Genomic DNA, 23,148 nt, shown 5'->3' on the forward strand with positions numbered 1-23,148 from the left:
CGATTATTACTTGCATTTTCATTATTGAGGGGTATGGAGGGTGGGTTAATTCCATACTGAGTCTGTATTTTATCCGCGTAAGCCGCATTTGGTTGAAGTGACTCTTAGGGATGTACTTCTAGCTTCAGAATTGCCCTCTTTTTACTACAATTTACAACAGATGAATATTATTAGAAACAGGAACGTTACATTATCTAAAGAATAGGGAATCCTAGATTTAAGTACCAAGCAAATCTATTAGTCAGTTAGACAGGATGAACTTTCAACAGCAAGGCATTCAATCCGGTAACAATTTTTCTGTAAACCAAGTGCTAAAAGTTGATGAAATCAGTAGAAATGGTCAGGAAATTGAAAATCAATTAGCAGAGCCAGATTTGAAACAGTTGCAAGATAAACTTTTATTACTTATAGAACGAAATCCTTTGCCTTTAATTGAGTGGAATACAGCGTTTCAAGTAATAGAATGGAATCTGGCTGCTGAACAACTATTTGGATACAGCAAAAGCGAAGTACTTGGTTGTCAGGTATCAGAAATAATTGTGCCAGAAGTTGAGAGAGTACAAGCCATTAAAATAATGGAGTTATTAATTGAAGAGAAAGTGGGAGGTAATAATCTCAGTAAGAATCTGACAAAACATGGAAGAGTGATTATTTGTGATTGGTGTCACACTCCGATAACTAACGTGGATGGCAAGTTAATTAGTATTGTCTCAACAGTGCAGGATATTACAAAAGTAAAGTCTTTTGAAAACGCTCTGCGCGAAAACGAAAATACCTATCAGCAAATTCTTGATGCAATTACAGATATGGTACTGGTTAAAGGTGCTAAATCTCGAATAATTTGGGCAAATAAGGCATTTCGTGATTATTACGGGATGAGTGAGTCACAGCTTCAAAATATGATTGATGCACCCTTCAACGAAGCAGATCATACCTTGCAATACATCAAAGATGATACTTACGTATTTGAAAGTGGACAGACACTAGAAATTCCCCAAGAGCCAGTAACTCGGTACAATGGCGAAGTACGCCTATTCCATACAATCAAATCTGCGATCCGCAACGAACTAGGTCAAGTGATAATGACTGTTGGTGTAGCTCGTGATATTAGTGAGCATAAACAAGCCCAGAAAGAACAGGCGAAGTTGTTAGCAATTCTAGAAGCAGCACCAGACTTTATCAGCACTGCTGACTTAAATGGGCAGGTTCTTTACTTTAATAAAGCAGCTCGTAGAATGTTAGAGCTAGGGGAAGAAGAATCGCTTCAGGGGAGAAATTTGTCCCAAAATCATCCGAAATGGGCAAATGAGATTATCCAGAATCAAGGATTACCAGAATCAGTTAGAGTCGGTGATTGGGTTGGAGAAACGGCTGTTTTAAAAGCAGATGGACGAGAAATTCCCATATCCCAGCTGATTATTGCTCACAAATCACCTGACGGAGAAGTTGAATATTTCTCGACGATCGCAAGGGATATCAGCGAACTCAAAGCTGCGGAAGAAACTTTGGTGCAAAAAGCGGAAGATTTAGAGCGCACTCTTAAAGAACTTCAAAGCACCCAAGCTCATTTGCTTCAAAGCGAAAAAATGTCCTCTATTGGTCAATTGGTTGCTGGAGTAGCTCACGAAATGAATAATCCTTTGGGCTTTATTGCTGCCAGTGTAAAACAAGCTAAACCTACCTTTGCTGATATTGTTGACCACTTAAAGCTTTATCAGAAGAAGTTCCCCGCTCCGGGAGATGAAATTCTCATCCATGCCGAAGAAATTGACTTGGAATATAGCTTATCAGATTTACCAGAAATGATTGATTCAATGACGATAGCCTGTGACAGACTGAAAGATATCAGTACCAGTCTCCGCACTTTCACCCGTGCCGATCGAGACTACAAAATACCTTTCAATATCCACCAAGGCATTGATAGTACCATTCTAATTCTCAAACATCGTCTGAAAGCAAATGAACAACGTCCGAAGATTGAAGTTATCACAAACTACGGTAATTTGCCTGAAGTAGAATGTTTTCCAGGTCAATTAAATCAGGTATTTATGAACATACTAGCGAATGCTATTGATGCCTTGGATGAATCAAATATAGACCGGGGTTTTAAGGAGATTAAAGCCAATCCTAATCAGATTATGATTACCACCTCATTGAAAAACAAACAGGTTGAGGTGAAGATTGCTGATAATGGTCAAGGGATGAGTGAATCAATTAAACAAAAAATATTTGACGACTTGTTTACTACCAAAGGTGTTGGTAAAGGAACAGGATTAGGATTAGCGATCACTCAATCCATTGTTATAGAAAAACATGGCGGAACTTTGGATGTGAATTCTACCTTGGGTGTTGGAACAGAATTTGTGATTACCTTACCGATAACATCTGCCCCTTGTTAAAGCAGGGTAAGCGCATCTCAATTTGAGTTGACAAGTATAAAGTAGTGTGCTGGGACAAGTAAAAGTAACCGATAAATCTAACGAAATCACGGCAATTCCGGCACTATTAGAACTGCTTGACTTGGCAGGATGCATTATTACCATTGATGCAATGGGTACACAAACAGCGCTCGCTACTCAAATATATAATGCCAAAGCTGATTACGTCTTAGCACTTAAAGCCAACCATCCAACACTTCATGGACAGATCAAAACTTGGTTTGAGGAAGCGATGGCGGATCAATTTGAAGGCATAACCGTAAGCTACGATGAACGGGTAGAAAAAGGGCATCATCGTACTCAAAAGCGACAAGTTTGGAGTGTTCCGGTTTCTCAACTGCCACCTCTACATCATCAAGACGATTGGGTGGGACTTCAAACCGTTGTCATGGTGGTGCGAGTCAGACATCTGTGGAACAAAACTACCCGCGAAGTTCAGTTTTATTTAACTAGTAGTGTACCAAGGTAACTTTGCTAAGTAAAACCTCTAATTGGTAAAATAGCCAAAAACGGGGTGTAACATGGCAAAAAAGTACATTGTTGACTTGAATGAAGATGAAGTTTCCCAACTGCAATCGATAATTAAGAAAGGTAAGCATAAGGCAAGAACCATAAGCCGTGCAAACATTCTTTTGATGGCTTCCGAAGGAGAAACGGATCAAGCGATCGCTAGCATAGTTAGAGCGCATGTTGCAACAGTGCAACGAATACGAGAAAAATTTGTCATTGGAGGGTTAGATTTTGCTTTAAAGGATGAAGTTCATCCACCAAAACATAAAAAATTAGATGAAAAGCAAGAAGCATTTTTGATTGCAACAGCTTGTTCTAATCCGCCAGAAGGAAGAGTGCGTTGGACAATGCAATTATTAGCAGATCATTTAGTGAACGTTGGTATCATAGATTCAATCTCAGATGAAACAGTACGTCAAACTTTAAAAAAAATGAAATTAAGCCTTGGTTGAAAGAACAATGGTGTATTCCTGAAGTTAACGCAGAATATGTTTTCCGAATGGAAGATGTGCTGGATTTATACAATGAGCCTTATGATCCTAAACGCCCTGTAGTCTGCTTTGATGAACGTCCATACCAATTAGTAGAAGAAGTAAGACTTCCTTTGCCACCACAGCCAGAGCAACCTGAACGTTATGATTTTGAGTATAAACGTAACGGGACAGTAAATTTATTCGCATGTTTTCAACCCTTGGCTGGATGGCGGCATATCGAAGTTACAGAACGTCGAACTAAAGCCGATTTTGCTAAACAAATGAAAAATTTAGTAGATGTTTCCTACCGAGATGCCGATGTTATTCGTTTAGTAGTTGATAACTTGAATATTCATACACCCAATGCATTATATGAAGTTTTTCCACCAGAAGAAGCACGTCGAATTATTCAAAAGTTAGAGTTTCACTATACTCCTAAACACGCTTCTTGGTGAGCCAGTGCGTTGGGCGGGTTCCCCGACTTGAAGCAACTGGCGAACCCGAAGGGCTGAATCAGGTAGAAATCGAATTATCTGTTTTATCTCGCCAATGTTTAGAACGGCGTATTCCTAATGCAGAAACATTAACTTCTGAGATTGCCGCTTGGGAGAAAAAACGTAATCAGCAAAAAGCTAGTGTTTATTGGGGTTTTCAAACCAAAGATGCTCGCCGAAAAATGGAGCGTTTATATCCAAATTTAACATAGCAAAGTTAGCTTGGCAGACTACTAGTTAGTAGCATCGACATTGCTTTTGGCCAGGTAAATTACCTTTGTAGTATTAAAACTTTGGTTGCGCTACCTGGAGCTACTAATGCTAGAGTCACCAGGGTAAAGGTTTGTGGGGAACGCCGCTACTAGAGCTGGGTGAGAATGGATGACTTGATTCATCCAGCATGAAGCGAACAAAGCGGCGAACAAACAGTTCCATTAATACTTTAAGAACATCAAAATTTGCCAAGGATAGCAGCATTCTTGAGAAACTTAACGGCAAAAGTCACATTCCTATTAGTTACTGTTCTTACTTCAGAGATACGCATCTAAGTTAAAGTTTTCATACCCTAAAGGGGTAAAATTTTGGCTAAGACAATGGCAACGTTTACTGTTGGCGACTATTTATTGCTTCGTCTGGAGCAAATTGGCATCAAGCATATCTTTGGCGTTGCTGGAGACTACAATATGGAATTTCTCGACTATATTGTTAACCATAATGGCATCGAGTTAATTCCTACTTGCAACGAACTTAACGCATCCTATGCTGCCGATGGTTATGGTCGGCTCAATGGTATTGCGGCATTAATAACTACCTTTGGTGTTGGTGAACTCAGTGCTATTAATGGTGTCGCTGGCGCTTATGCTGAACACGTTCCGGTTGTAGCGATTACTGGTGCTCCTGCAACTAAAATTCAAGCTCTTGGTTCACTTGTCCATCATACGCTTGGTACTGGTGATTTCTCAATGTTTGCCCGAATGTATGAACAGGTAACGGTGGCTCAAGCATATTTAACAAACGAAAATGCAACAACGGAAATTGACGGAGTTTTAGGTATCTGTTTGCTGAAGAAGTTACCTGTTTATATTTCCATACCTATGGATGTTGCTCTCACAGAGGTGTCTGCACCGTCTGATTCCTTTATACCCCCAGTATTCCAGAGTGATGGCGCTACTTTAGCCGAAATAGTTGATGTCTGTGTAAACATACTGGAAAAAGCTTCCCAACCTGTGATTCTTGCTGATATTGGTGTAGCTCGTTATCACTTGCATGAACAATTGCGAAAACTGCTAACAGCTACCGGATACCCTTATGCCACGATGAATATGGGAAAAGGATTGCTAGAAGAAACTCACCCCCAATTCATCGGTATATATAATGGTGCTGCCAGTGAGGAATCTGTCAGAAAACGTATTGAGCAGGCTGATTGTGTTTTAACTATCGGTGCTTTGATGACTGATTTCAACACAGGCAAGTTTTCTGCCAAACTTGACCCCAGCCAAACTATTGAAGTGCATGGGCAGTATGTAAAAGTTAAACATGCTTTATACAACAATGTAGCTATGGCAGATGTGCTTTCTGCTTTAAGTCAACGGTTGCAGCGCCGCGATCCTCAAACGCTAAACTTCAAATCAGCAACAGAGAATTTAGATGCTGGTTTTATAACGCCAATCGAAGGCGGCTCTTCGGCACCAATTACGCAGCAGTATTTTTGGCATAGATTTGCTCATTTTCTCCAAGAAGATGACATTATCGTTGCTGAGACTGGAACTTGTTTGTTTGGTGCCTCTATCGTTCCTTTACCAAAAGGAGCTACTTTCGTTGGGCAAGTACTTTGGGGAGCGATTGGCTACTCTGTTGCTTCATTACTTGGTTGTGCGTTGGCGAAGCCCACCGCAGGTATCGCTGCATCACAACGTCGCTCTATCCTACTGGTTGGTGACGGGTCTTTCCAAATGACTGCACAAGAACTTTCAACTATCTTACGGTATAACTTAAAACCGATTATTTTTTTGATCAACAATGATGGATATACTATAGAGCGTGATATTCATGGTGAACGTATGCCGTATAACGACATTCAACCTTGGAATTATCATCAGCTCCCTAAGGTTTTCGGTGGCAATGGCTGGGGAATTAAAGTTAGTACCGAATCCCAGTTAGATAAAGCATTACAAACAGCTCAACAAAACCATGACCAACTTGCTTTTATTGAGGTTGTGATGGATAAAATGGACAGTCCAGAGGTTCTGTTGAAGATGTTGCAGCAATAAAGCAACGTACTGCCTCGTCAACTCATCAGAGATTTGGGTATAAAGCAAGTATAAAGGTGTTGTTAATCTTGGAGTGACTGGTTTTGGAAACTCGCGCACGACCTGGGGAATGGGGTTGCGGGAAAAGGGGAAAGGATGTATTTAAAACCTTTCCCCTTTTCCCGAACCGTATTGGGCACACAGCCAACTAACTACTTAAATGCAATTGCTGCTCTGCATTCAACTAGTAATTCTTCCAAGGATGCTAGTGTGTTTGAGGAGGAGCAATGGCTACGCCAACACTACTAAGCGAATACGTTGGTGGTTCTTATAAGAAGATAACCAAAAGAATGTAAGCCGCAGCTATTCCGGTGTCGGGCGCATTTCTAACCAAGGTTTATTGCGCTTGGCTCCATGTATATAATTTCCCAAATGTGGCCATCTAAGTCAGCAAATCCATGCCCATACATAAAACCGTGATCTTGTGGTTCATTGTAGGTTGTTCCACCAGCGGTGACTGCCAAGCGAACCATTTCATCAACTTGTTCTCGGCTATCAAAAGATAAACATACGAGCACTTCTGTGCTTTTTGTAGCATCACAAATTTCCTTGGGAGTAAACATCTTAAACTTCTCATGCGTTAAGAGCATGACAAAGATGCTTTCGGACACAATCATGCAGGTGGCAGTTTCATCAGTGAATTGAGAATTAAACTGGAAACCGAGTTGAGTAAAGAACTCTATCGATTGATTGAGGTTTTTGACTGGTAGATTGACGAAAATTTGAGTACTCATGGGTTCTCCTTTTGGATTGAAAGATCGGCGAAAAGGTTGAGAAGAAGATACCCGTAGGCGCTTCCCAAAATGACGGATCAAGCAGTCTTTTGGCAGTTGATCATCCACGGAATGCCGAATTGATCGACCAACATTCCAAAGCGGACAGACCAGAAAGTTTGCTCGATCGGCATCTTCACCTTTCCATTTTCTGCTAATGCATGAAAGATGCGTTCTGCCTCCGCTGGCTCGTCAATGCCTAACTGCACGTAAAAGCCTTGAGGTGTTTCAAAGTGTTCCGGCGGACTGTCAGACCCCATCAATAATTGATCGCCCAGATCGAGGCAGACATGCATGATTTTGTCATGCCATTGAACTGGTACATGTTCTGCTGTGGGGGCATCTCCATGAGTAAGCATCATGATGATTTTGCCGCCTAAATATTGTTCATAGAATTTGAATGCTGCTTTACAGTTGCCGTTGAAATTAAGATAAGAATTGATTTTCATGATGTGCTGTTTTGATTGGTTTATGATTGAGTTACAGGGCTTCCGGCTATTATGCAATACAGTTTTTCTCCTTGCCCTCTCCTATCAAAGCTTTCAGATTTGAGGATGTACCTCATAGCTGCCGGAAGTGGTGTAATTGAACTATGGGTTGAGCGTAAATACGGCTTGAGAGGTATGTGGATCAAATGGAACAGAGATATGTTCATGTAGGATCTGCCATTCATCTTGATGGCGCTGGCAGACAGCAGTGATCCGCATCCATGTCTGCATTGCTGGATGATCTACTTCTATTGATGTAAAGTGCGAGAGCCAGTGGGCAACCGCCAAGTCATCGTTGACTGTAATGTTGAGGTCTCGTGTTTCTATCTCAAAGGAGTCCGGGAAATAAGGCAAACACTCTGACCAAACTTGACGTAAAGCCTCTTTCCCATGTGTTTGGAATGGGGGTTTTATATCAAAGATGATGACCTCGGTAGCATAGTTCGACACGATCCGAGCGACATCCTTAGCGCAAATTGCCTCTTGTTGATCGGCAATGAGTTGGCGAATCTGAGCTTGGTTGGTTTTTATCGCGCTTTTTGTCATTTAAGTATCTCCTTTTGATTTCAGGTTGAGCGCAGGCCCTAAGAGGGTGTTTGAAAAGTGAAAAGGGGTAAAAATTTATGCCAAACGCCGCACCATGATCCGAATCATGGCAAGGTAAATAAAATTCTCCGCAGTTTCCGGTAAAAGCTCATAGTCTTTATTCAACCGCCGACATCCAGTTAGCCAACCGAAAGTACGTTCGACAACCCAACGTTTAGGCAACAAAACAAAGCCTTTGCGTTCACGAGGTCGCAGCACGACTTGTACAACCCATCGGTAAAAATCCATCACCCACTGCATAAAAGGGTTGCCATCGTAACCACCATCAACCCAGATAAGATTCAGGCGTGATACCTTGTCTCCCATCTGTTTGACCTTCTGGAGTAAAAGTTTCCCACCAGAGCGTTCATCGACACTAGCCGCACTCACCAACACCGGCAGTACTAGACCCAAAGTATCAACTGTCAAAAATCGCTTGCGTCCTTTGACCTTTTTGCCTGCATCGTATCCCACTTGTTGAGTGACCATCGCCGCAGTTTTCACACTTTGACTATCAATGATTGCTTCTGTTGGGCTGACTGCTCGCTCATTGTTTACTCTCTCCCAGTCTCTGAGTTGATCATGGATACTTACCCATGTTCCATCTTTTCGCCAATTTCGGAAGTATGTGTATACCGTTTGCCAATTTGGCAAGTCTCCCGGTAAGTTTCGCCAAGTACATCCTTGCGTCAATACATAGAAAATAGCGTTGATTACTTGCCACATCTCTACCACTCTTGGACGACCACCTGTTTTGCCTACTGGAATTAACGGTTCTAATAATTCCCATTGGTCTTGGGTCAGGTTACTGGAGTATGCTTTACTCATCGCTCTCAATGGTGCTGTATCTACTTATTTACAGCTTATGCCCTGAGAGCTTTTTTTACTCAACTTCCAACTTTTCAAACATCCTCTAATGCTCTGGCAAACCTGCGACTTCAATTACGGGGCGAATTTCGACGGTGCCAACTTCTACTGCTGGAATCTGGGCAGCGATCGCGATCGCTGCATCGATATCTTGGGCATCGATCAGGAAGAACCCGCCCAATTGTTCGCGCGTTTCTGCAAACGGCCCGTCGGTTACAAGCGGTTTGCCATCACGCACCCGGACGCTAGTTGCCGTTGTGACAGGGTGAAGCGGGGCAGTAGCTAAATACTGCCCATTTGAGTTGAGTTGCTGTGCGAGCTGCGCGGATTTCACATAACAGTCTTCCCGTTCGGTTTCGCTCAGGGCATTTTCTTCCAAGTAAATCAGCAGCACATATTTCATTGGCTTGCCTCCGTTGTTTTCCTTTGTGAGTAAGTCGAACCGCAATTGCTCAAATCGACACCTCGCCAAAAATTTTTTTCATTAGATACAATCGAGCTTTACCTGTTTTGTTTCCCTTTGTGAGTAAGTCGAATGGCAATTGCTCAAATCGACACCTCGCCAAAAATTTTTTCAAAGTCAGCTATGACCTCAAACGCACAATCAGATGTAACCCAAGCGATCGCCTCTCTTTATCGTGCTGAGTGGGGTAGGATTGTCGCCACACTCATCCGGCTGATTGGGGATTTCGATGTGGCTGAAGAGGCGGCGCAAGAAGCCTTTAGTGTGGCTGTTAATCAGTGGCAGTCCACGGGCATTCCCGATCTCCCCCGTGCGTGGATTATCAAAACAGCTCGGTACAAAGCCATCGATCGCCTCCGCCGCCGGACGCGGCTGAAGGAAAAACTAGAATGGTATGCTATGTCTGGGTTAATCCCAACGACCGAGGAGCCAACCTACGACACTGATGAAATTCCAGACGATCGGCTACGACTGATCTTCACCTGCTGCCACCCAGCACTGGCGATCGAGGCTCAGGTTGCTCTGACGCTGCGGATGCTGGGCGGACTTGAGACGGATGAAATTGCACGGGCATTTCTCGTACCCACGGCAACGATGGCGCAACGCCTAGTGCGTGCCAAGCGCAAGATTCGAGATGCAGGTATTCCCTATAAAGTGCCGGACACAAGCGATCTGTCTGCGCGGGTAGACGCAGTGCTGACAGCGATCTATCTGATTTTCAACGAGGGCTACGCGGCGACTAGAGGCGAGACGATGGTGAAAGCTGACCTCTGCACAGAAGCGATTCGGCTGGGTCGTCTCGTGAGGATGTTGATGGCACCGCAACTGCCCTCAGAAGTGACTGCACTGGTTGCACTGATGTTGCTGCACGACTCCCGGCGCGATGCCCGTTTAGATGAAGCGGGCGATCTGGTGTTGCTCGAAGATCAGGATCGTCGTCGTTGGAACCAACAGCAGATTGCTGAGGCGTTGCCGCTCGTTGAAGAGGCACTGCGGGGCGGAACTGGCCCGTTTGGAGTGCAAGCTGCGATCGCGGCACTACATTGTCAGGCGGCACGGGCACAAGAAACGGACTGGTTACAAATTGTCCGCCTCTACGATTTGCTCGAACGCTTGCAGCCCTCGCCCATTGTGTCGCTAAACCGGGCGGTGGCAATCTCAATGGTAGACAGTCCTCAGACGGCGCTTGGACTTATCGATGAACTTGCCCCTCAGCTTGATGGCTACCATCTATTTCACGCCGCCCGTGCCGATTTGCTGCGCCGCATCGGAGCCTCAGCGTCAGCCGCACAGAGCTACGGACTTGCGCTCGTGCTGGTAAAAAATGACAGCGAACGCCGCTTTCTGGAGCGTCGGCTGCGCGAAGTTCAACCCTAATATCTAGCAGTTCGCCAAGTGAACTTGGCGGAGTAAAGGGGAAGGGGAAGGGGGAAGGTGGGACCCCCACGAAGTGGGGATAAGGTGCAGGTGGAAAGGGTTTAAATCCCTTACCCTTTCCCCAGCCCTCACAAGCGCATTTTTGGGTTAGCAGACTACTAGCATCGCGGGATGTGCAAAGAATTATTGATTATAGAATACGGCATTAAAAAGCGCAGTAATTCCCGAATTACATGCTTTACATAAGGTTGCGATCGCCGGTTGTAGCTTAAAAATGTTCAACTTATGATTTAGACGGCGAAAGGAAATGTCTCTGGTGGTTCAGTTGTTTCCCAAGAGGGAGTACGATCGAGTGGTTGCACTCCCGTAGTGTCATCAATGTGGATTACAGCATCAAACTGGTCAGGTAGTCGAGCGTAGAAATAGTGGCTTTGACGCTCGGTTTCAGGCAGGTAAATTACACCGATAGCTCGCTCTAATCGCGGTTTTTCTAGTCCTGTAACTGCTTGATTTTCTTGTCGTAAATTCAGTAAAAACTGAGGTAAACCTACCTCATGAAATAAAGCTTCGTAACTGTCAGATAATGCTGGACGAACTTGTTTCAGTTCAGGTACACCACCCCAATCAGAAGCAGCCGTAACTGTACCCGTATAAGTTGTAAAGCCTACAAGTACGGTATCATCACCATATTTATCTCGTACCAATTGCCCGACATTGAGTTCACCTGCAATTCCCATATCGGTTGCTCGTACATAGCCAAGGTGCGAGTTATGCGCCCAAACCACAATCTTTGAACGGTTTCCTTGCTTATCTAAATGGGCGGCGAGGCGATCTAGAGTTTCTGCCATGTGGCGATCGCGTATGTTCCAAGACAACACCTGTCCAAGAAACATTGAGCGGTAGTATTCCTCGGCGTTCTTCACCAGTCGGGCGTTCTCTTGGGCATAGAAAAACTCGTCTTCTGCAACCTGACCATCACGCCCTGCATACTCCGCAATCCGGCGTTGCAATTCCATCAATTGATTAATAACTTCTTGCTCACAAGACTCGCTCAGACCAAAAGCAGCCGCATATCCATAAGCTTTGGTATCTTCTTCAAAGTGTTCCAAGCAAGAATATCGGTAGCGTGCCCGTTGTGCAGCTTCTGGGTCCACTTTGTCCAGGTAAGCAAGAACCTCGCTTATTGAAGTATACATACTGTAAAGGTCAAGCCCGTAAAAACCAACTTTGTTTCTATCCTGCGGTAAAGCATCATTATACTGACGTAGCTAACCGATGAAGTTCACCACATCTGTGTTGCGCCACATCCAAGTTGGAAAACCCTTGAAGCCTGCGATCGCTTCAGCCGGTGTAGGGTCGTTATTAATTCCCCGTACATATCGATTAATACGGTAGGCATCCGGCCAGTCTGCCTCCACTGCTATAGCCGTAAAGCCTTTTTCTTGAATCAGACGCTTAGTAATAAGAGCCCGTTGTTCATAAAATTCATGGGTGCCGTGAGACGCTTCACCAATCAATACAAAGCGGGCATTACCAATTAAATCCATGAGTGGGTCGTAGTCTTGGGCAGTACCTATCAGTGGATGTGCTACTTCATGTAATGCATCGGTTAGCTGTGTTGCTGTTGCTTCTGACATAATAGTTAGTTATCAAAAGTTTGTGTTCTTGATTATGATTTTAGATACTGTTAAAGGAGCGGTAGTTTTAACGCGATGAGCTACGCCCCACCCTAGGCGATCGTAGATAATAAATCTAATGCTTCCAAATTGCTGTTATCATACTTTCATCTTAAAAGTGACTAAGCATATTATTCTCTTACTATAGTTAGAGAATTTAAACTATAAGCTTGCCAAAAAGTTTAATTTTTAAGTGTATTTTTTAATAAAACTGTTTTTTCACTCCAAGGTAAATCATGAATCGTTCGCCCATGATTTTGATGTATACTTGGAGTGATTTTTCCACATGAAGGACAACTACAAGAGTTCACAAATTTTTCTATTGTTATAATTATTCCTATATCTTCTATCTCTTGACAATCTAATACTTTCATATCGGGAAGATTCAGTATTTCCTCTACGAGAAATTTCATAGCGATGTCTACGACGGGCTACGCCTACGCCTAAAATTTTGGTAGATTACAATTTATATTGTAGCATCAGCTCTATTTGATAATATTTGAAAGTTCGTAAACTACTGCAATATCTAAATTTTAACTATTTTTTATATTAAATTGTAGTTGTTAAAATTTAATTGATTTTGATTTTTACCATAAAAATAGCGGAAAAAGCAAACTCTTGTGAGGATTGCTTTTCTCTTGAGCTTCAAACATGTCACAAATGTTCAATAAGTTTTCTGTGCCAAGTCTATCGAGCTTTTCGTTTCCAGCTTTTCATCCGCACTAGTTGCACCTTTGACTGCCCGTTCGCTGATTTTGAAATGGTGAGAGGAATTAAAGCCTTGAGGAGTAATGCTTAAGACGATTTTTGAAGCAAAGGCATTAAGGATTAGTATTCAATAATGGAATGTATCATTAGCTTCTGTCTTAGAAACTCCGAACAACATTCCTAATACTTGAAATGTCGGCATCTGTAGTAAATAAAATAAAACATACTTCCCGCATTTCTTACAAGTGAGAAATGCGGGGGAGTCTATTCAAAAATCAAATAGGATTCCTATATACCTAAACAATAATAGCCTCAAGCCAATATTTATCTACTGCGGCACGAAGTATTGAATACTAAAACTAAAATTATTCCACCTATAAATGAGATGAAAAGTAGCATCCAAAGCATTCTAGCCTTATCGTTGACGATATCGTAAGAATCTTTCCTAAAGCTCAAAGAAAGCAAGCTAAAAGCAGCAAGACCATTTACTAAAAAAGAAATGCTTAATGCAAGAACTAGAACAGTACACATCACATCGCTTTGTAGATTCAGCATAATTTTTACTGGTAAAACTAAATACAATTAATCAGTATATTTAAACACAAAAAAATAGAAATCAAGGGCTAGGGCGATACCGATACTGTAAGGGAGGAATGGCACTAAAAAAGCGCAAATCCTTAATATGATTAGCTTTTGGGTGTAGATGAACTTCAATATCATTAGGGGTTTCCAGAAAATAAAATGTCCAGCTGTCGATGAAAGCCGCTCAGTCCTTGGGTTTAGCCAAAATATATTTGATACGGTGAAGCAGCGCGGTCTTCTCCCAAAGTGAGAGGCTAGCGCCTTTGCGGAGCGTCTACGTAGAGAAGGGGGTTTCCCCCATGAGCGACTGCACCAAGCCCGGAGGGGCTGGGCATTTTATTATTACCTGTAGGTGCCTTAACAGCCGAGTCTGTTGACTACTACGGGAACTCTATAACCATAGAGGTCGCCCTCCTCTGTTACCGTACAAAACTTATATGCACTAGTCTTTTGGTACATTCCATAACCTAATTGAGAAGTTATGCTTGCTCTGTAGACTGATTATTTAGAAATGCGATCGCACTTGGTAATTATTAATATCTTCAGTATTTTTTCGGATACTTTTAACAATAAATGTAATATATAGTTAAAATGCTCAATAAATACGTAAGTGCCTCAGAGTACACTATTAATTTTGTTTTATTAATAAATCAACGAGTTATTGCCAGCATAATATGCAAATAAGTAGAAATAAATAATGAAAAGATGGCGTAAGTGGGTACAGAACGCAAAAATAGTGGATTACGGTTTCCATAACTCACCCTATAACAGTTTCCTCCTTACTTGAGTCAGTTAATTTTTAAGCGAAATCACCTTTAATTATGGTGAATTTTTAGCATAAACTAAAGTTTTTAATAATCCGATTTATAATTATCCAAACATATATGAAACCTGTATTAATATCGCTTCTTGAACCATTAAATAAACTTTCGGCATCTGAACAAATGGTTTTAGAAAAAATAATGCAACCTGTTAGTTTTTCAGCCGGAACTTATATATTTAAAGAAGGTTCATTCGCGGATAGCTGTTATATCCTTGAAGAAGGTATAGTACGGATTGAAACAGCATCAGAAAGTAGTTCTAATTTTGTAGTTAATTATTTGGAAGCTGGGACAATTTTTGGAGAAATAAGCTTATTAGATAAAATGCCTCGTTCGGCTACTGCTTATGCCCAAACAAATATAATAGCTAAAAAAATACTAATTCAAGAGTTAGAAATATTACTAGAAACTTCGCCAAGAATATTGATTTGTCTCTGGGAAATGTTTAGAAAGGCTGCTCCACTTGGAGTTCGTTCTTTAAATGAACTTACAATTAAAAAAAATCACTTTGTGATAAACCCAGAAGTGGAAGTAATGTTAGATAAAGCTTTACTAGCTCAAAAAGAAATTCAAACTTGGTCTGAAGAACGTATAGATGCCTTATTACTGGTAATTGCTTCATCGATTGCACAACATGCCGAATCATTAGCAACAGCAACAGTAAAGGCTACTCGTGTTGGGGATATTTTGGATAAAGTTACTAAGAATAAAATTGCTAGCTTAGGTATTTACCGCTCGCTGGTTGGCAAATCTGGATGCGGGTTTATCTCGAATAATAAAATTAATAATGTTTGTGAAATAGCAAGTCCAATGGGAATTATTTTTGGAATGATTCCCATGACTAACCCAGTTGCAACAGCGGTTTTTAAAGCTTTAATTTGTATAAAAAGTCGTAATGCACTGATTTTAAGTTTCCCACTTTCTACTAAGAATGTTGGCACGTTAGTTTGTGAAATTATTCAGGAAGCTTTAATTCGGCAAGATGCACCTGTAGAGCTGATTCAGTGGTTAAAACATCGCAGTTCCCGCGAACAAACAGAAATATTAATGAAGCACAAAAACGTCTCTTTAATCTTAGCAACAGGAGGTGCGAGCATGGTGAAAGCTGCCTATAGTTCAGGAACTCCGGCAATTGGTGTAGGTCCTGCTAATACTCCTACCTTAATTTGTGCGGATGCAAATATTCAACATGCTGCCCGCACTATTATTGTAAGTAAATCATTTGATAATGGATTAATTTGTGGTTCTGAACATAATTTGATAGTTGATGCACGCGTTAGGAAGAACTTTATTAAAGTATTAGAGCAAGAAGGCGCGGCAATACTTACGCATGAAGAAAAAAGCTACTTTAGCACAGTTGCTTTTGAAGATAAATCGAATCGATTGCAAGCAAAAATTATTGGTCAGTCAGCGGCTAAAATTGCCGTTATGGCAAATATTAAACGCGATTATCACATTAAATTAATTATAGTCCCGAATGAATTTCTAAGTTTAGATAATCCCTATGCTTATGAAAAGATGGCACCGATATTGAGTTTATTTACAGTTCAAAATGAGATTGAAGGTATAGACCTTTGTCGGTCGATACTACAGATAGAAGGGAAAGGACATACAGCAATTATACACACGAAAAATAAGGCAGTGGTGAGAAGATTTGGTTTAGAAATGCCAGCCAGTAGAATATTAGTAAATTCGCCGGGGGTACATGGAATCATAGGTCTTACAAGTGCTTTAGACCCATCCTTCACATTAGGGTGCGGCACATTTGGGGGAAATTCAACTACTGATAATGTTACTTATAGCAATCTTTTGAATTTAAAACGGGTTGCATATTATCAAGCACCAAAATTTTTAGACCCAGAGATATTTAAAAATACATATCCCCAGTGGTTACTGCAATTGCTAAACTTATTAAACTTTTTAAAACTCAATGCTTTAGTGACATTTATATCGCAACGAGTTTCGATTCAGTTGAGAAGATAAAATTATGAGTAATCCAATACGTGTTGTCTGTCTGGGTGGTGGCTATGTTGCCATGTGGTTAACGAAAGCACTGCGAAATGCCATTATATATAAAAAAGTTGAGATGATTGTTATCAGTCGGGATAATTATCATACTTATCACGGGTTTATTGCTGAGATGTTGACTGGGAAAATTCAACCTAGTCAGGTTGCAAGTCCAGCTAGAAGAATATTTGAACCCGCATATTTTTATAATGCAGAAATTGAAAACATAGACGTTATCAAGCAAGTTATTACTACTAGTCGTTCTCTAGATGGAAGGCAATATGAAGTATCTTATGACCATTTGGTGATTTCATTAGGTTCGGTGGATGACTTATCGAGGTATCCCGGTATTGCTGAACATGCAATGAAATTAAAATCTTTTAATGACTGTTATAAAATCCGCAATCACATCATTCAAATGTTGGAATTAGCGGAAATTGAAACAGACACAGAAGAGCGATCGCGTTTGCTAACTTTTGTAGTTGCTGGAGGGAATTATGGTGGTATTGAAGTTGCAACTGAGTTAGCTGACCATTTCCGTCTTTTAATTAAAAAGGAGTATCGGCAAATTGCACCTGATGAAATCAAGGTAATAGTTATTCATAGCGGAGAGCGTATTTTATCCGAATTAGTACGACGGTTTCCAGAGTTGGTAAGGTATGCTGAAAACTTTCTCCATGACGAATTCTCTAATTTAGAAATTATTACTAATACTCGTATTGTTGCCGCGACACCAGAAGAAGCAATACTTAGTAATGGAGAGCGAATTTCAACTCGGACAATTATTAGTTGTACGGGAACAGCACAATCACCTTTATTAGACAAACTACCGTTGGAACGGGATAAATACGGCAAAATTGTTACAGATGAGTTTGTCCGAGTCAAAGGAACAAATAATGTTTGGGCAGGAGGAGATTGTGCTGCGGTTCCTTTACCAACAGGAGGTACTTGTCCACCCTTAGCTATTTATGCTTTGACTTGTGGCTATCAAATTGGTGGCAATATTCTACGTTCGATCGAAAGTAGAAAGCTAAAAGCTTATAAATTTACTGGACTTGGGGATGCTGTTTCTCTGGGAAATCGTCACGCGATCGCACATTTAAAAGGTGTGCCATTATACGGGTTTAATGCTTGGGTTGCTTGGAGAATAGCTTTGTTTATTTTTGTTCCATCGTGGGAGCGAAAGCTTCGACTTCTAGTCGATTGGTCAATGTGGCCTTTTTTAGGTCGAGATATTATCAGCATGAAAGTGCAAGAAAAGCAAAGTTTAAAAAAAGCATATTTTCAGGCAGGACAAGTCATTGTTAAACAAGGAGATATTGGTCGTTGCTTGTATTTAATCCGCAATGGAGAGGTGGAAGTTTTACAAGAAATGTCGAATGGGGAAACAATTATTCAAACTATCGGTTCTGGCGAACACTTTGGTGAAACAAGTGTCATAGAAAATAGTCCTCACATTGCAACTGTCCGTGCTAAAACAAGCGTGCAATTAGTGGTGATTGATAGAGAAGAAGCATTATTATTGAGTAATTCTTTGTCTGTGTTTAACGATACTAATCGCTTATTATCATCCGATACATTTGTCAAAGAAAATATTGATGAATATCATGCGATCGCATCAGACATCCCCAGAGGGAGTATCGCACCAGTTAACTCGGTCATGTCTGCGACTTTAGAAGCAGCTCCTTGGCAAGAGTTACCATCAAAAGCACCAGCAAGGATTGGTAGCAGCCGCATATTAACAAGATCGGAATCATCGCAGCCTAGTAAATTCGGTTTTTTGGGTCTAGCGTCAGTAGCTGCACTTATTGCCTTATCAAGTACTACTACCTACCTATTGACCTCTAAAAAAGTTACTACTCCCGAACCGAAGGACAATGCGATCGCATCCCAAAAGTTAGAAGTAATCGCACTAGGACGCTTGGAACCAGCTGGAGAAATTATATCTGTAGCTGGTCCTGTGGGGGAACGAATTGGACATTTGGAAGTTGCGGAAGGAGATAACGTTAAAAATGGACAAATTTTAGCTTATTTAGAGAGTTATAACGAAAGACTGCAAACCCGAAATTTAGCCGCAGCTAAAGTTCGTGAAATCCAAGAACAAATTAAAACTGATACATTACTGCGTCAAGTTGAAGCTGAAAAATCTCAGTCAGAAATTGAACAAGTTAATACACCCCAACTCCTACAAATTAAATCACAGCAAGCTTTGATTCGCAAAGCAGAAGTGGAATTAAGCGAGGTAGTTAAAACACGCGATCGCTTTCAATATTTGTCTCAAGAAGGTGCGATCGCCAAACAAGATTTTGATAATAAGCAATTAATTGTCCGTCAAGCTGAAGAAAATCTCAATCAAGCAAAAGCAACTTTAGAACAGTTAGCTCAAGCTCGCTCATCTAATATTCGCACTGCCCAAACAGCTTTTAAAGCTTCCCAAGTTAATTTAGCAAGAGTGGACAGTCATAGCGGACTAGAACCTGCCAAAAATAATCTTGCTTTAGGACAAGCTCAGTTGGAACGTTCAATTATTCGCGCTCCTCAAGATGGTAAAGTTCTCAAAGTTTTTGCCCACACTGGTGAAGCAATTTCTCAAAAAAGTATTTTACAGCTAGGTGATACACAGCAAATGTTTGCTGTTGCAGAAGTATACGAAACCGATGTGAGTAAAGTCAAATTTGGTCAGGAGGCAGTTATTACTAGTCCAGCTTTTACTAAACCAATTAAAGGAACTGTTGATAAAGTTGGCAATCTCGTATTTAAAAATAACACGATCGGCGATGACCCAACAGCAGAAAAAGATGCCCGAATTGTCGAAGTCAAAATTCGTTTACAACAAAGCGAGCAGGTTGCTAATTTTAGTAATCTTCAAGTCGATGTCCGAATTCAGTTAAATAATACGGGGAAAATAGGTGCGAAACCGTAAAAATGCTCAAACTTGGGATGGACCTGCATTAGCATGGCTGAATTTAATTCACGCTAAAACTCGATTTTTTGTCGCACTCTCTGCAATTGGTTTCGCGGTTACTCTGATTTTTATGCAGTTGGGATTTTTAGGCGCTGTACTCAAAACAGCTACTTTCATTTACGATAATCTTAACTTTGACATTGTTTTAATTTCTCCAAAATCGCTCGAAGCTAGCTATACATTACCATTTTCTCGGCAACGTTTATATCAAGCAGCAGCAATTCCTGGCGTTGCTTCGGTTGCACCTTTTTATATTTCATTTAAACAATGGCGCAATCCAGAAACTAAGTTCACACGTTCAATATTGACAATGGGCTTTAATCCTAAAGATAAAGTATTTAAAGACCCAGAGATTAATAAATATAGACTAGAACTGCAAAGCCAGGATAAGTTATTAATCAACCGCTATTCACGACCTGAATTTGGTTCACGGCAAGTTGGTTTAAAGACTGAACTGGGAGGTCGTGATATTGAAGTAATTGGATTTTTTTCGATGACAAATAGTTTGCGGGCAGATGGGACTGTCGTCATGAACGACCAAAACTTTATTCGTCTTTATACTGGTCGTTCATTTAATGATATTAGTTTAGGATTAATTAATGTAAACGATCGGGACAATATCAATAAAATTATCCAAAATCTAAAGCAAGTATTACCAAAAGATGTCGAAATTCTAAGCCGCGAACAAGCTGGAGAAAGAGATAAAAACTATTGGCTAACATCAACTTCTATCGGCATAATTTTCGGTACAGGGGCAATCATGGCTTTTATTGTTGGAACTGTAATAGTTTATCAAGTTCTTTATAGCGATATTACAGAGCATCTCAGCGAATATGCCACATTAAAAGCAATTGGTTACAGTAACTTTAGATTATCTAAAGTAGTTTTACAAGAAGCAGTTATTCTTGCTTTTCTTGGTTTTATACCTGGATTTTTTATTAGTTCAAGTTTATATATTATAACTCGTTTAGCTACAGGTTTACCAATGGAAATGAGTTATGGACGCGCTAGTTTTGTTTTCATATTAGCTAATATTATGTGTTCTATATCTGCTTTATTGTCGTTACGCCAAGTTTTAACAACTGACCCCGCTGATGTTTTATAAATATGCTCTTATTTAAGTTTTCTTTAGCTTGGATTAACTTAGTTCATAATAGACAACGCTTTATCACAGCATTAGGTGCAGTCGTTTTTGCCGTTGTACTAATGTTTATCCAATTAGGATTTCGGAATGCAATGCTTCAAAGTAGCGTCGAGTTTATCAATCGCTTGGATGCAGATTTAATCCTAACTAGCCGTCATCGATACGTTAGCTTTTATGACTATACTTTTAAGAAAAATAGATTATATCAAGTCCAAGGATTTGATGGAGTGCAAGCAGTTTCACCATTGTATTTAGCTATTGGGATTTGGAAAAATCAAGGGGGAGTACGTCAACGTCCCATCAGAATTTTTGGATATAACTTAAAATCTCAAACTTTTTCAATTCCCGACATTCCTAATTATATTAATGCTTTACAGTTTCCAGATACTGTGATAGCAGATAAAAAATCTCGTCAAGATTTTGGCGATATTACACCAGGAGTAGAGGTAGAATTACTCGACAGAAAGGTGAAGATTATCGGAAACTTTCAGTTAGGGACTGATTTTGTTGCTGATGGAAACTTAATTACTAGCGACCAGAATTTTCTAAGAATATTTCACGGACATCCTTACGGGGATTTTGGTAACATTCGTACTTCCTTAGATGATGTTGATTTTGGATTGATTAAGATTAAATCGCACGATTTTAATGTCAAAAACTTGGTAGAAATCCTCAATAAATCTTTGCCTCCAGATGTTGTAGTCATGACTAAAAAAGAATTTATAGAGCAAGATATCAAGTATTTTGATAAATCTACTCCCATTGGTTTTATGTTTGGTTTAGGAACAGTAATTGGCTTTTTTGTAGGCATAATTGTTGTTTACAATATTATTTATACAGATATTAATAATAACTTACCTCAATACGGCACTCTCAGAGCCATCGGATATTCTAATTCATACTTGTTTGCCATTATTGTATTGCAGTCAGCAATCTTAGCAATAATTGGTTTTTTTCCAGGCTTATTTGCAAGCATATTAATTTATCAGGTTATGGCAAAATCTACTGGCTTATTAGTGGAGATGAGTCTTGGTGTTGCCTCCTTGGTAGCAATTCTCACGATTTTTATGTGCATATTAGCAGGATTAATCGGTGCCAAAAAAATACAAGGACTAGACCCAGCAGAAGTATACGAGCAAAAAACATGAGAATTGAACCAATAATTAAAGTTAGCAAAATTAATCATTATTACGGTACGGGACAACTGCGAAAGCAAATCTTGTTTGATATCAGTACAGAAATTCAAGCCGGAGAAATTGTGATTGTAACTGGACCTTCGGGTTCGGGAAAAACTACCCTATTAAATTTAATTGGTGCGTTGAGTTCAGTTCAAGAAGGTAGCTTGACAGTTTTAGGACAAGAGTTAAATCGAGCTAATAATAAACTATTAGAAAATGTCAGAAAAAATATTGGTTTTATATTTCAAGCTCATAATTTACTAACTTCTTTAACAGCTAGCCAGAACGTACAAATGTCATTAGCTTTGCATGGGGGTATTTCTAAACGAGAAGCTGAACGAAAAGCGCAAGCAATACTAGAAATGGTAGGACTAGGCGAACGGGTTAATTATTATCCCAATCAAATGTCTGGAGGACAAAAACAAAGGGTAGCGATCGCACGCGCTCTTGTTACAAACCCTAGTGTCATTCTTGCGGACGAACCCACAGCTGCTTTGGATAAAAAAAGCGGGCGAGATGTTGTCGAAATGCTTCAATATCTAGCAAAACAGCAAGGTTGTGCAATTTTATTAGTGACTCACGATAACCGCATCCTTGATGTTGCAGATAGAATTATTAGTTTGGAAGATGGATTTCTTACCTCATCAAAAAATACATCTTCAAATAATTCTCATCGGTTGGCAAGTTTAAAAGGTGAGTTGATTAATCATGTTGAAGATTTGTCATTAAAAGATTTTTTAAGTTTACTTCAGCAAGTGACAGGAGAATTTCAAAGTTTTTTAAGCTTAATCGATAATGAAGCTACAGGAAAGTGTTTAGAAGAAATTATCGAGGCAATAACTTTGAAAATTACACATTTATTACAAGCCGAGCGAAGCACTATTTTTATAGTAGATGATACTTCTGGAAACTTGTGGTCAGAAATTATTCAGAGTAATCGCAAAAAAATTTTAAAAGTTGGCATAACTGCTCATTTTGGTGTTGCTGCTCATGTGGCAGCAACTAGAGAATGCTTGAATATTCCCATAGCTTTGCAAGATTACCGCTATAGCCCAGCAATTGACGAACAAACTGGATATCAAACTCGAAATATTTTATGCTTACCAATTTTAAATAGTCAAAGTAAAGTCTTGGCAATTTCACAAGTTTTAAATAAGATTGGTAATAACTGTTTCGATCGTAAAGACGAGCAGCTATTAGGTGAATTCTCTCAACAGATTTCAGCTATTTTTGATATGTGGTGTCATTTACAAAAATTACATAAAACCTCAATAAGTGGTAAATATTAAC

General features: G+C 40.2%; 16 protein-coding genes and 5 pseudogenes. 12 read left to right on the forward strand and 9 right to left on the reverse strand.

The window, feature by feature from the left end; genetic code table 11:
- The first annotated feature begins 254 nt into the window (after nucleotides 1-254).
- From NPUN_RS44505 to NPUN_RS40020, 3 genes and pseudogenes are all read left to right on the forward strand, one after another.
- Complete coding sequence (locus tag NPUN_RS44505) at nucleotides 255-2,399, forward strand: PAS domain-containing sensor histidine kinase (RefSeq protein WP_012408734.1); 2,145 nt, start codon at nucleotides 255-257, stop codon at nucleotides 2,397-2,399.
- 46 nt (nucleotides 2,400-2,445) lie between these two features.
- Nucleotides 2,446-2,892 (forward strand): annotated as a pseudogene (locus NPUN_RS10675) (ISAs1 family transposase); the annotation flags it as partial.
- A gap of 67 nt (nucleotides 2,893-2,959) precedes the next feature.
- A pseudogene (locus NPUN_RS40020) lies at nucleotides 2,960-4,127 on the forward strand (IS630 family transposase).
- Between the two features lie 115 nt (nucleotides 4,128-4,242).
- On the opposite strand, the gene NPUN_RS41715 reads toward NPUN_RS40020, so the two are convergent.
- Nucleotides 4,243-4,413, reverse strand: a complete 171-nt coding sequence (locus tag NPUN_RS41715; RefSeq protein ID WP_167315603.1) for a hypothetical protein — start codon at nucleotides 4,411-4,413, stop codon at nucleotides 4,243-4,245.
- Between the two features lie 83 nt (nucleotides 4,414-4,496).
- On the opposite strand from NPUN_RS41715, the gene NPUN_RS10690 reads away from it, so the two are divergent.
- Both NPUN_RS10690 and NPUN_RS41720 read left to right on the forward strand, forming a co-directional pair.
- Nucleotides 4,497-6,185 (forward strand): alpha-keto acid decarboxylase family protein, encoded by a 1,689-nt coding sequence (locus tag NPUN_RS10690; RefSeq protein WP_234711073.1) that lies wholly within the window; start codon nucleotides 4,497-4,499, stop codon nucleotides 6,183-6,185.
- Between the two features lie 135 nt (nucleotides 6,186-6,320).
- On the forward strand, nucleotides 6,321-6,473 hold the full coding sequence (locus NPUN_RS41720) for a hypothetical protein (protein ID WP_167315604.1): 153 nt from the start codon (nucleotides 6,321-6,323) through the stop codon (nucleotides 6,471-6,473).
- A 77-nt stretch (nucleotides 6,474-6,550) separates the two neighbouring features.
- Here NPUN_RS41720 and NPUN_RS10695 read toward each other — a convergent pair whose 3' ends face one another.
- The 5 genes from NPUN_RS10695 to NPUN_RS10715 all read right to left on the reverse strand — a co-directional run bounded on the left by NPUN_RS10695 (nucleotide 6,551) and on the right by NPUN_RS10715 (nucleotide 9,409).
- Nucleotides 6,551-6,958: a VOC family protein gene (locus tag NPUN_RS10695; protein ID WP_012408736.1), complete on the reverse strand. Its 408-nt coding sequence runs from the start codon at nucleotides 6,956-6,958 to the stop codon at nucleotides 6,551-6,553.
- Between the two features lie 77 nt (nucleotides 6,959-7,035).
- Complete coding sequence (locus NPUN_RS10700) at nucleotides 7,036-7,446, reverse strand: VOC family protein (protein WP_012408737.1); 411 nt, start codon at nucleotides 7,444-7,446, stop codon at nucleotides 7,036-7,038.
- A gap of 141 nt (nucleotides 7,447-7,587) precedes the next feature.
- Entirely contained in the window at nucleotides 7,588-8,031 is a 444-nt protein-coding gene (locus NPUN_RS10705; RefSeq protein ID WP_012408738.1) for a YybH family protein, read from the reverse strand.
- A gap of 75 nt (nucleotides 8,032-8,106) precedes the next feature.
- Nucleotides 8,107-8,898 (reverse strand): IS5 family transposase, encoded by a 792-nt coding sequence (locus NPUN_RS10710; RefSeq protein ID WP_012408739.1) that lies wholly within the window; start codon nucleotides 8,896-8,898, stop codon nucleotides 8,107-8,109.
- Nucleotides 8,899-8,983: 85 nt separating this feature from the next.
- Nucleotides 8,984-9,409: a YciI family protein gene (locus NPUN_RS10715; protein ID WP_234711074.1), complete on the reverse strand. Its 426-nt coding sequence runs from the start codon at nucleotides 9,407-9,409 to the stop codon at nucleotides 8,984-8,986.
- Between the two features lie 63 nt (nucleotides 9,410-9,472).
- On the opposite strand from NPUN_RS10715, the gene NPUN_RS10720 reads away from it, so the two are divergent.
- Nucleotides 9,473-10,777, forward strand: a complete 1,305-nt coding sequence (locus NPUN_RS10720) for an RNA polymerase sigma factor (protein ID WP_012408741.1) — start codon at nucleotides 9,473-9,475, stop codon at nucleotides 10,775-10,777.
- A 290-nt stretch (nucleotides 10,778-11,067) separates the two neighbouring features.
- On the opposite strand, the pseudogene NPUN_RS10725 reads toward NPUN_RS10720, so the two are convergent.
- The 3 genes and pseudogenes from NPUN_RS10725 to NPUN_RS44730 all read right to left on the reverse strand — a co-directional run bounded on the left by NPUN_RS10725 (nucleotide 11,068) and on the right by NPUN_RS44730 (nucleotide 13,363).
- Nucleotides 11,068-12,414, reverse strand: a pseudogene (locus NPUN_RS10725) (erythromycin esterase family protein).
- Nucleotides 12,415-12,653: 239 nt separating this feature from the next.
- Nucleotides 12,654-12,866, reverse strand: a pseudogene (locus tag NPUN_RS10730) (transposase family protein); the annotation flags it as partial.
- 422 nt (nucleotides 12,867-13,288) lie between these two features.
- Entirely contained in the window at nucleotides 13,289-13,363 is a 75-nt protein-coding gene (locus NPUN_RS44730) for a helix-turn-helix domain-containing protein (RefSeq protein ID WP_419788437.1), read from the reverse strand.
- Between the two features lie 1,264 nt (nucleotides 13,364-14,627).
- Here NPUN_RS44730 and NPUN_RS10735 point away from each other — a divergent pair.
- The 6 genes and pseudogenes from NPUN_RS10735 (at nucleotide 14,628) to NPUN_RS43145 (ending at nucleotide 23,147) form a co-directional block, all read left to right on the forward strand.
- A complete protein-coding gene (locus tag NPUN_RS10735; RefSeq protein WP_012408743.1) occupies nucleotides 14,628-16,547 on the forward strand; it encodes an aldehyde dehydrogenase family protein in 1,920 nt (639 codons plus the stop codon).
- Nucleotides 16,548-16,551: 4 nt separating this feature from the next.
- Nucleotides 16,552-19,494 carry an FAD-dependent oxidoreductase gene (locus NPUN_RS10740; protein WP_012408744.1) on the forward strand — a complete coding sequence of 981 codons (2,943 nt, stop codon included), beginning with the start codon at nucleotides 16,552-16,554 and terminating at the stop codon, nucleotides 19,492-19,494.
- Complete coding sequence (devC, locus tag NPUN_RS10745; protein ID WP_012408745.1) at nucleotides 19,481-20,641, forward strand: ABC transporter permease DevC; 1,161 nt, start codon at nucleotides 19,481-19,483, stop codon at nucleotides 20,639-20,641. Before NPUN_RS10740 ends, devC (NPUN_RS10745) begins: the two co-directional genes overlap by 14 nt.
- Before the next feature lie 2 nt (nucleotides 20,642-20,643).
- The gene (devC, locus tag NPUN_RS10750) at nucleotides 20,644-21,828 is read left to right on the forward strand and encodes an ABC transporter permease DevC (RefSeq protein ID WP_012408746.1); all 1,185 of its coding nucleotides are present in this window, start codon (nucleotides 20,644-20,646) and stop codon (nucleotides 21,826-21,828) included.
- Nucleotides 21,825-22,496 (forward strand): annotated as a pseudogene (locus NPUN_RS43140) (DevA family ABC transporter ATP-binding protein); the annotation flags it as partial. The gene devC (NPUN_RS10750) and the pseudogene NPUN_RS43140, both read left to right, overlap by 4 nt.
- A 117-nt stretch (nucleotides 22,497-22,613) precedes the next feature.
- Nucleotides 22,614-23,147, forward strand: a complete 534-nt coding sequence (locus NPUN_RS43145; protein WP_234711122.1) for a GAF domain-containing protein — start codon at nucleotides 22,614-22,616, stop codon at nucleotides 23,145-23,147.
- Nucleotide 23,148 lies beyond the last annotated feature (1 nt).

It is taken from the genome of Nostoc punctiforme PCC 73102 (assembly GCF_000020025.1).
GTDB classification, from domain to species: domain Bacteria; phylum Cyanobacteriota; class Cyanobacteriia; order Cyanobacteriales; family Nostocaceae; genus Nostoc; species Nostoc punctiforme.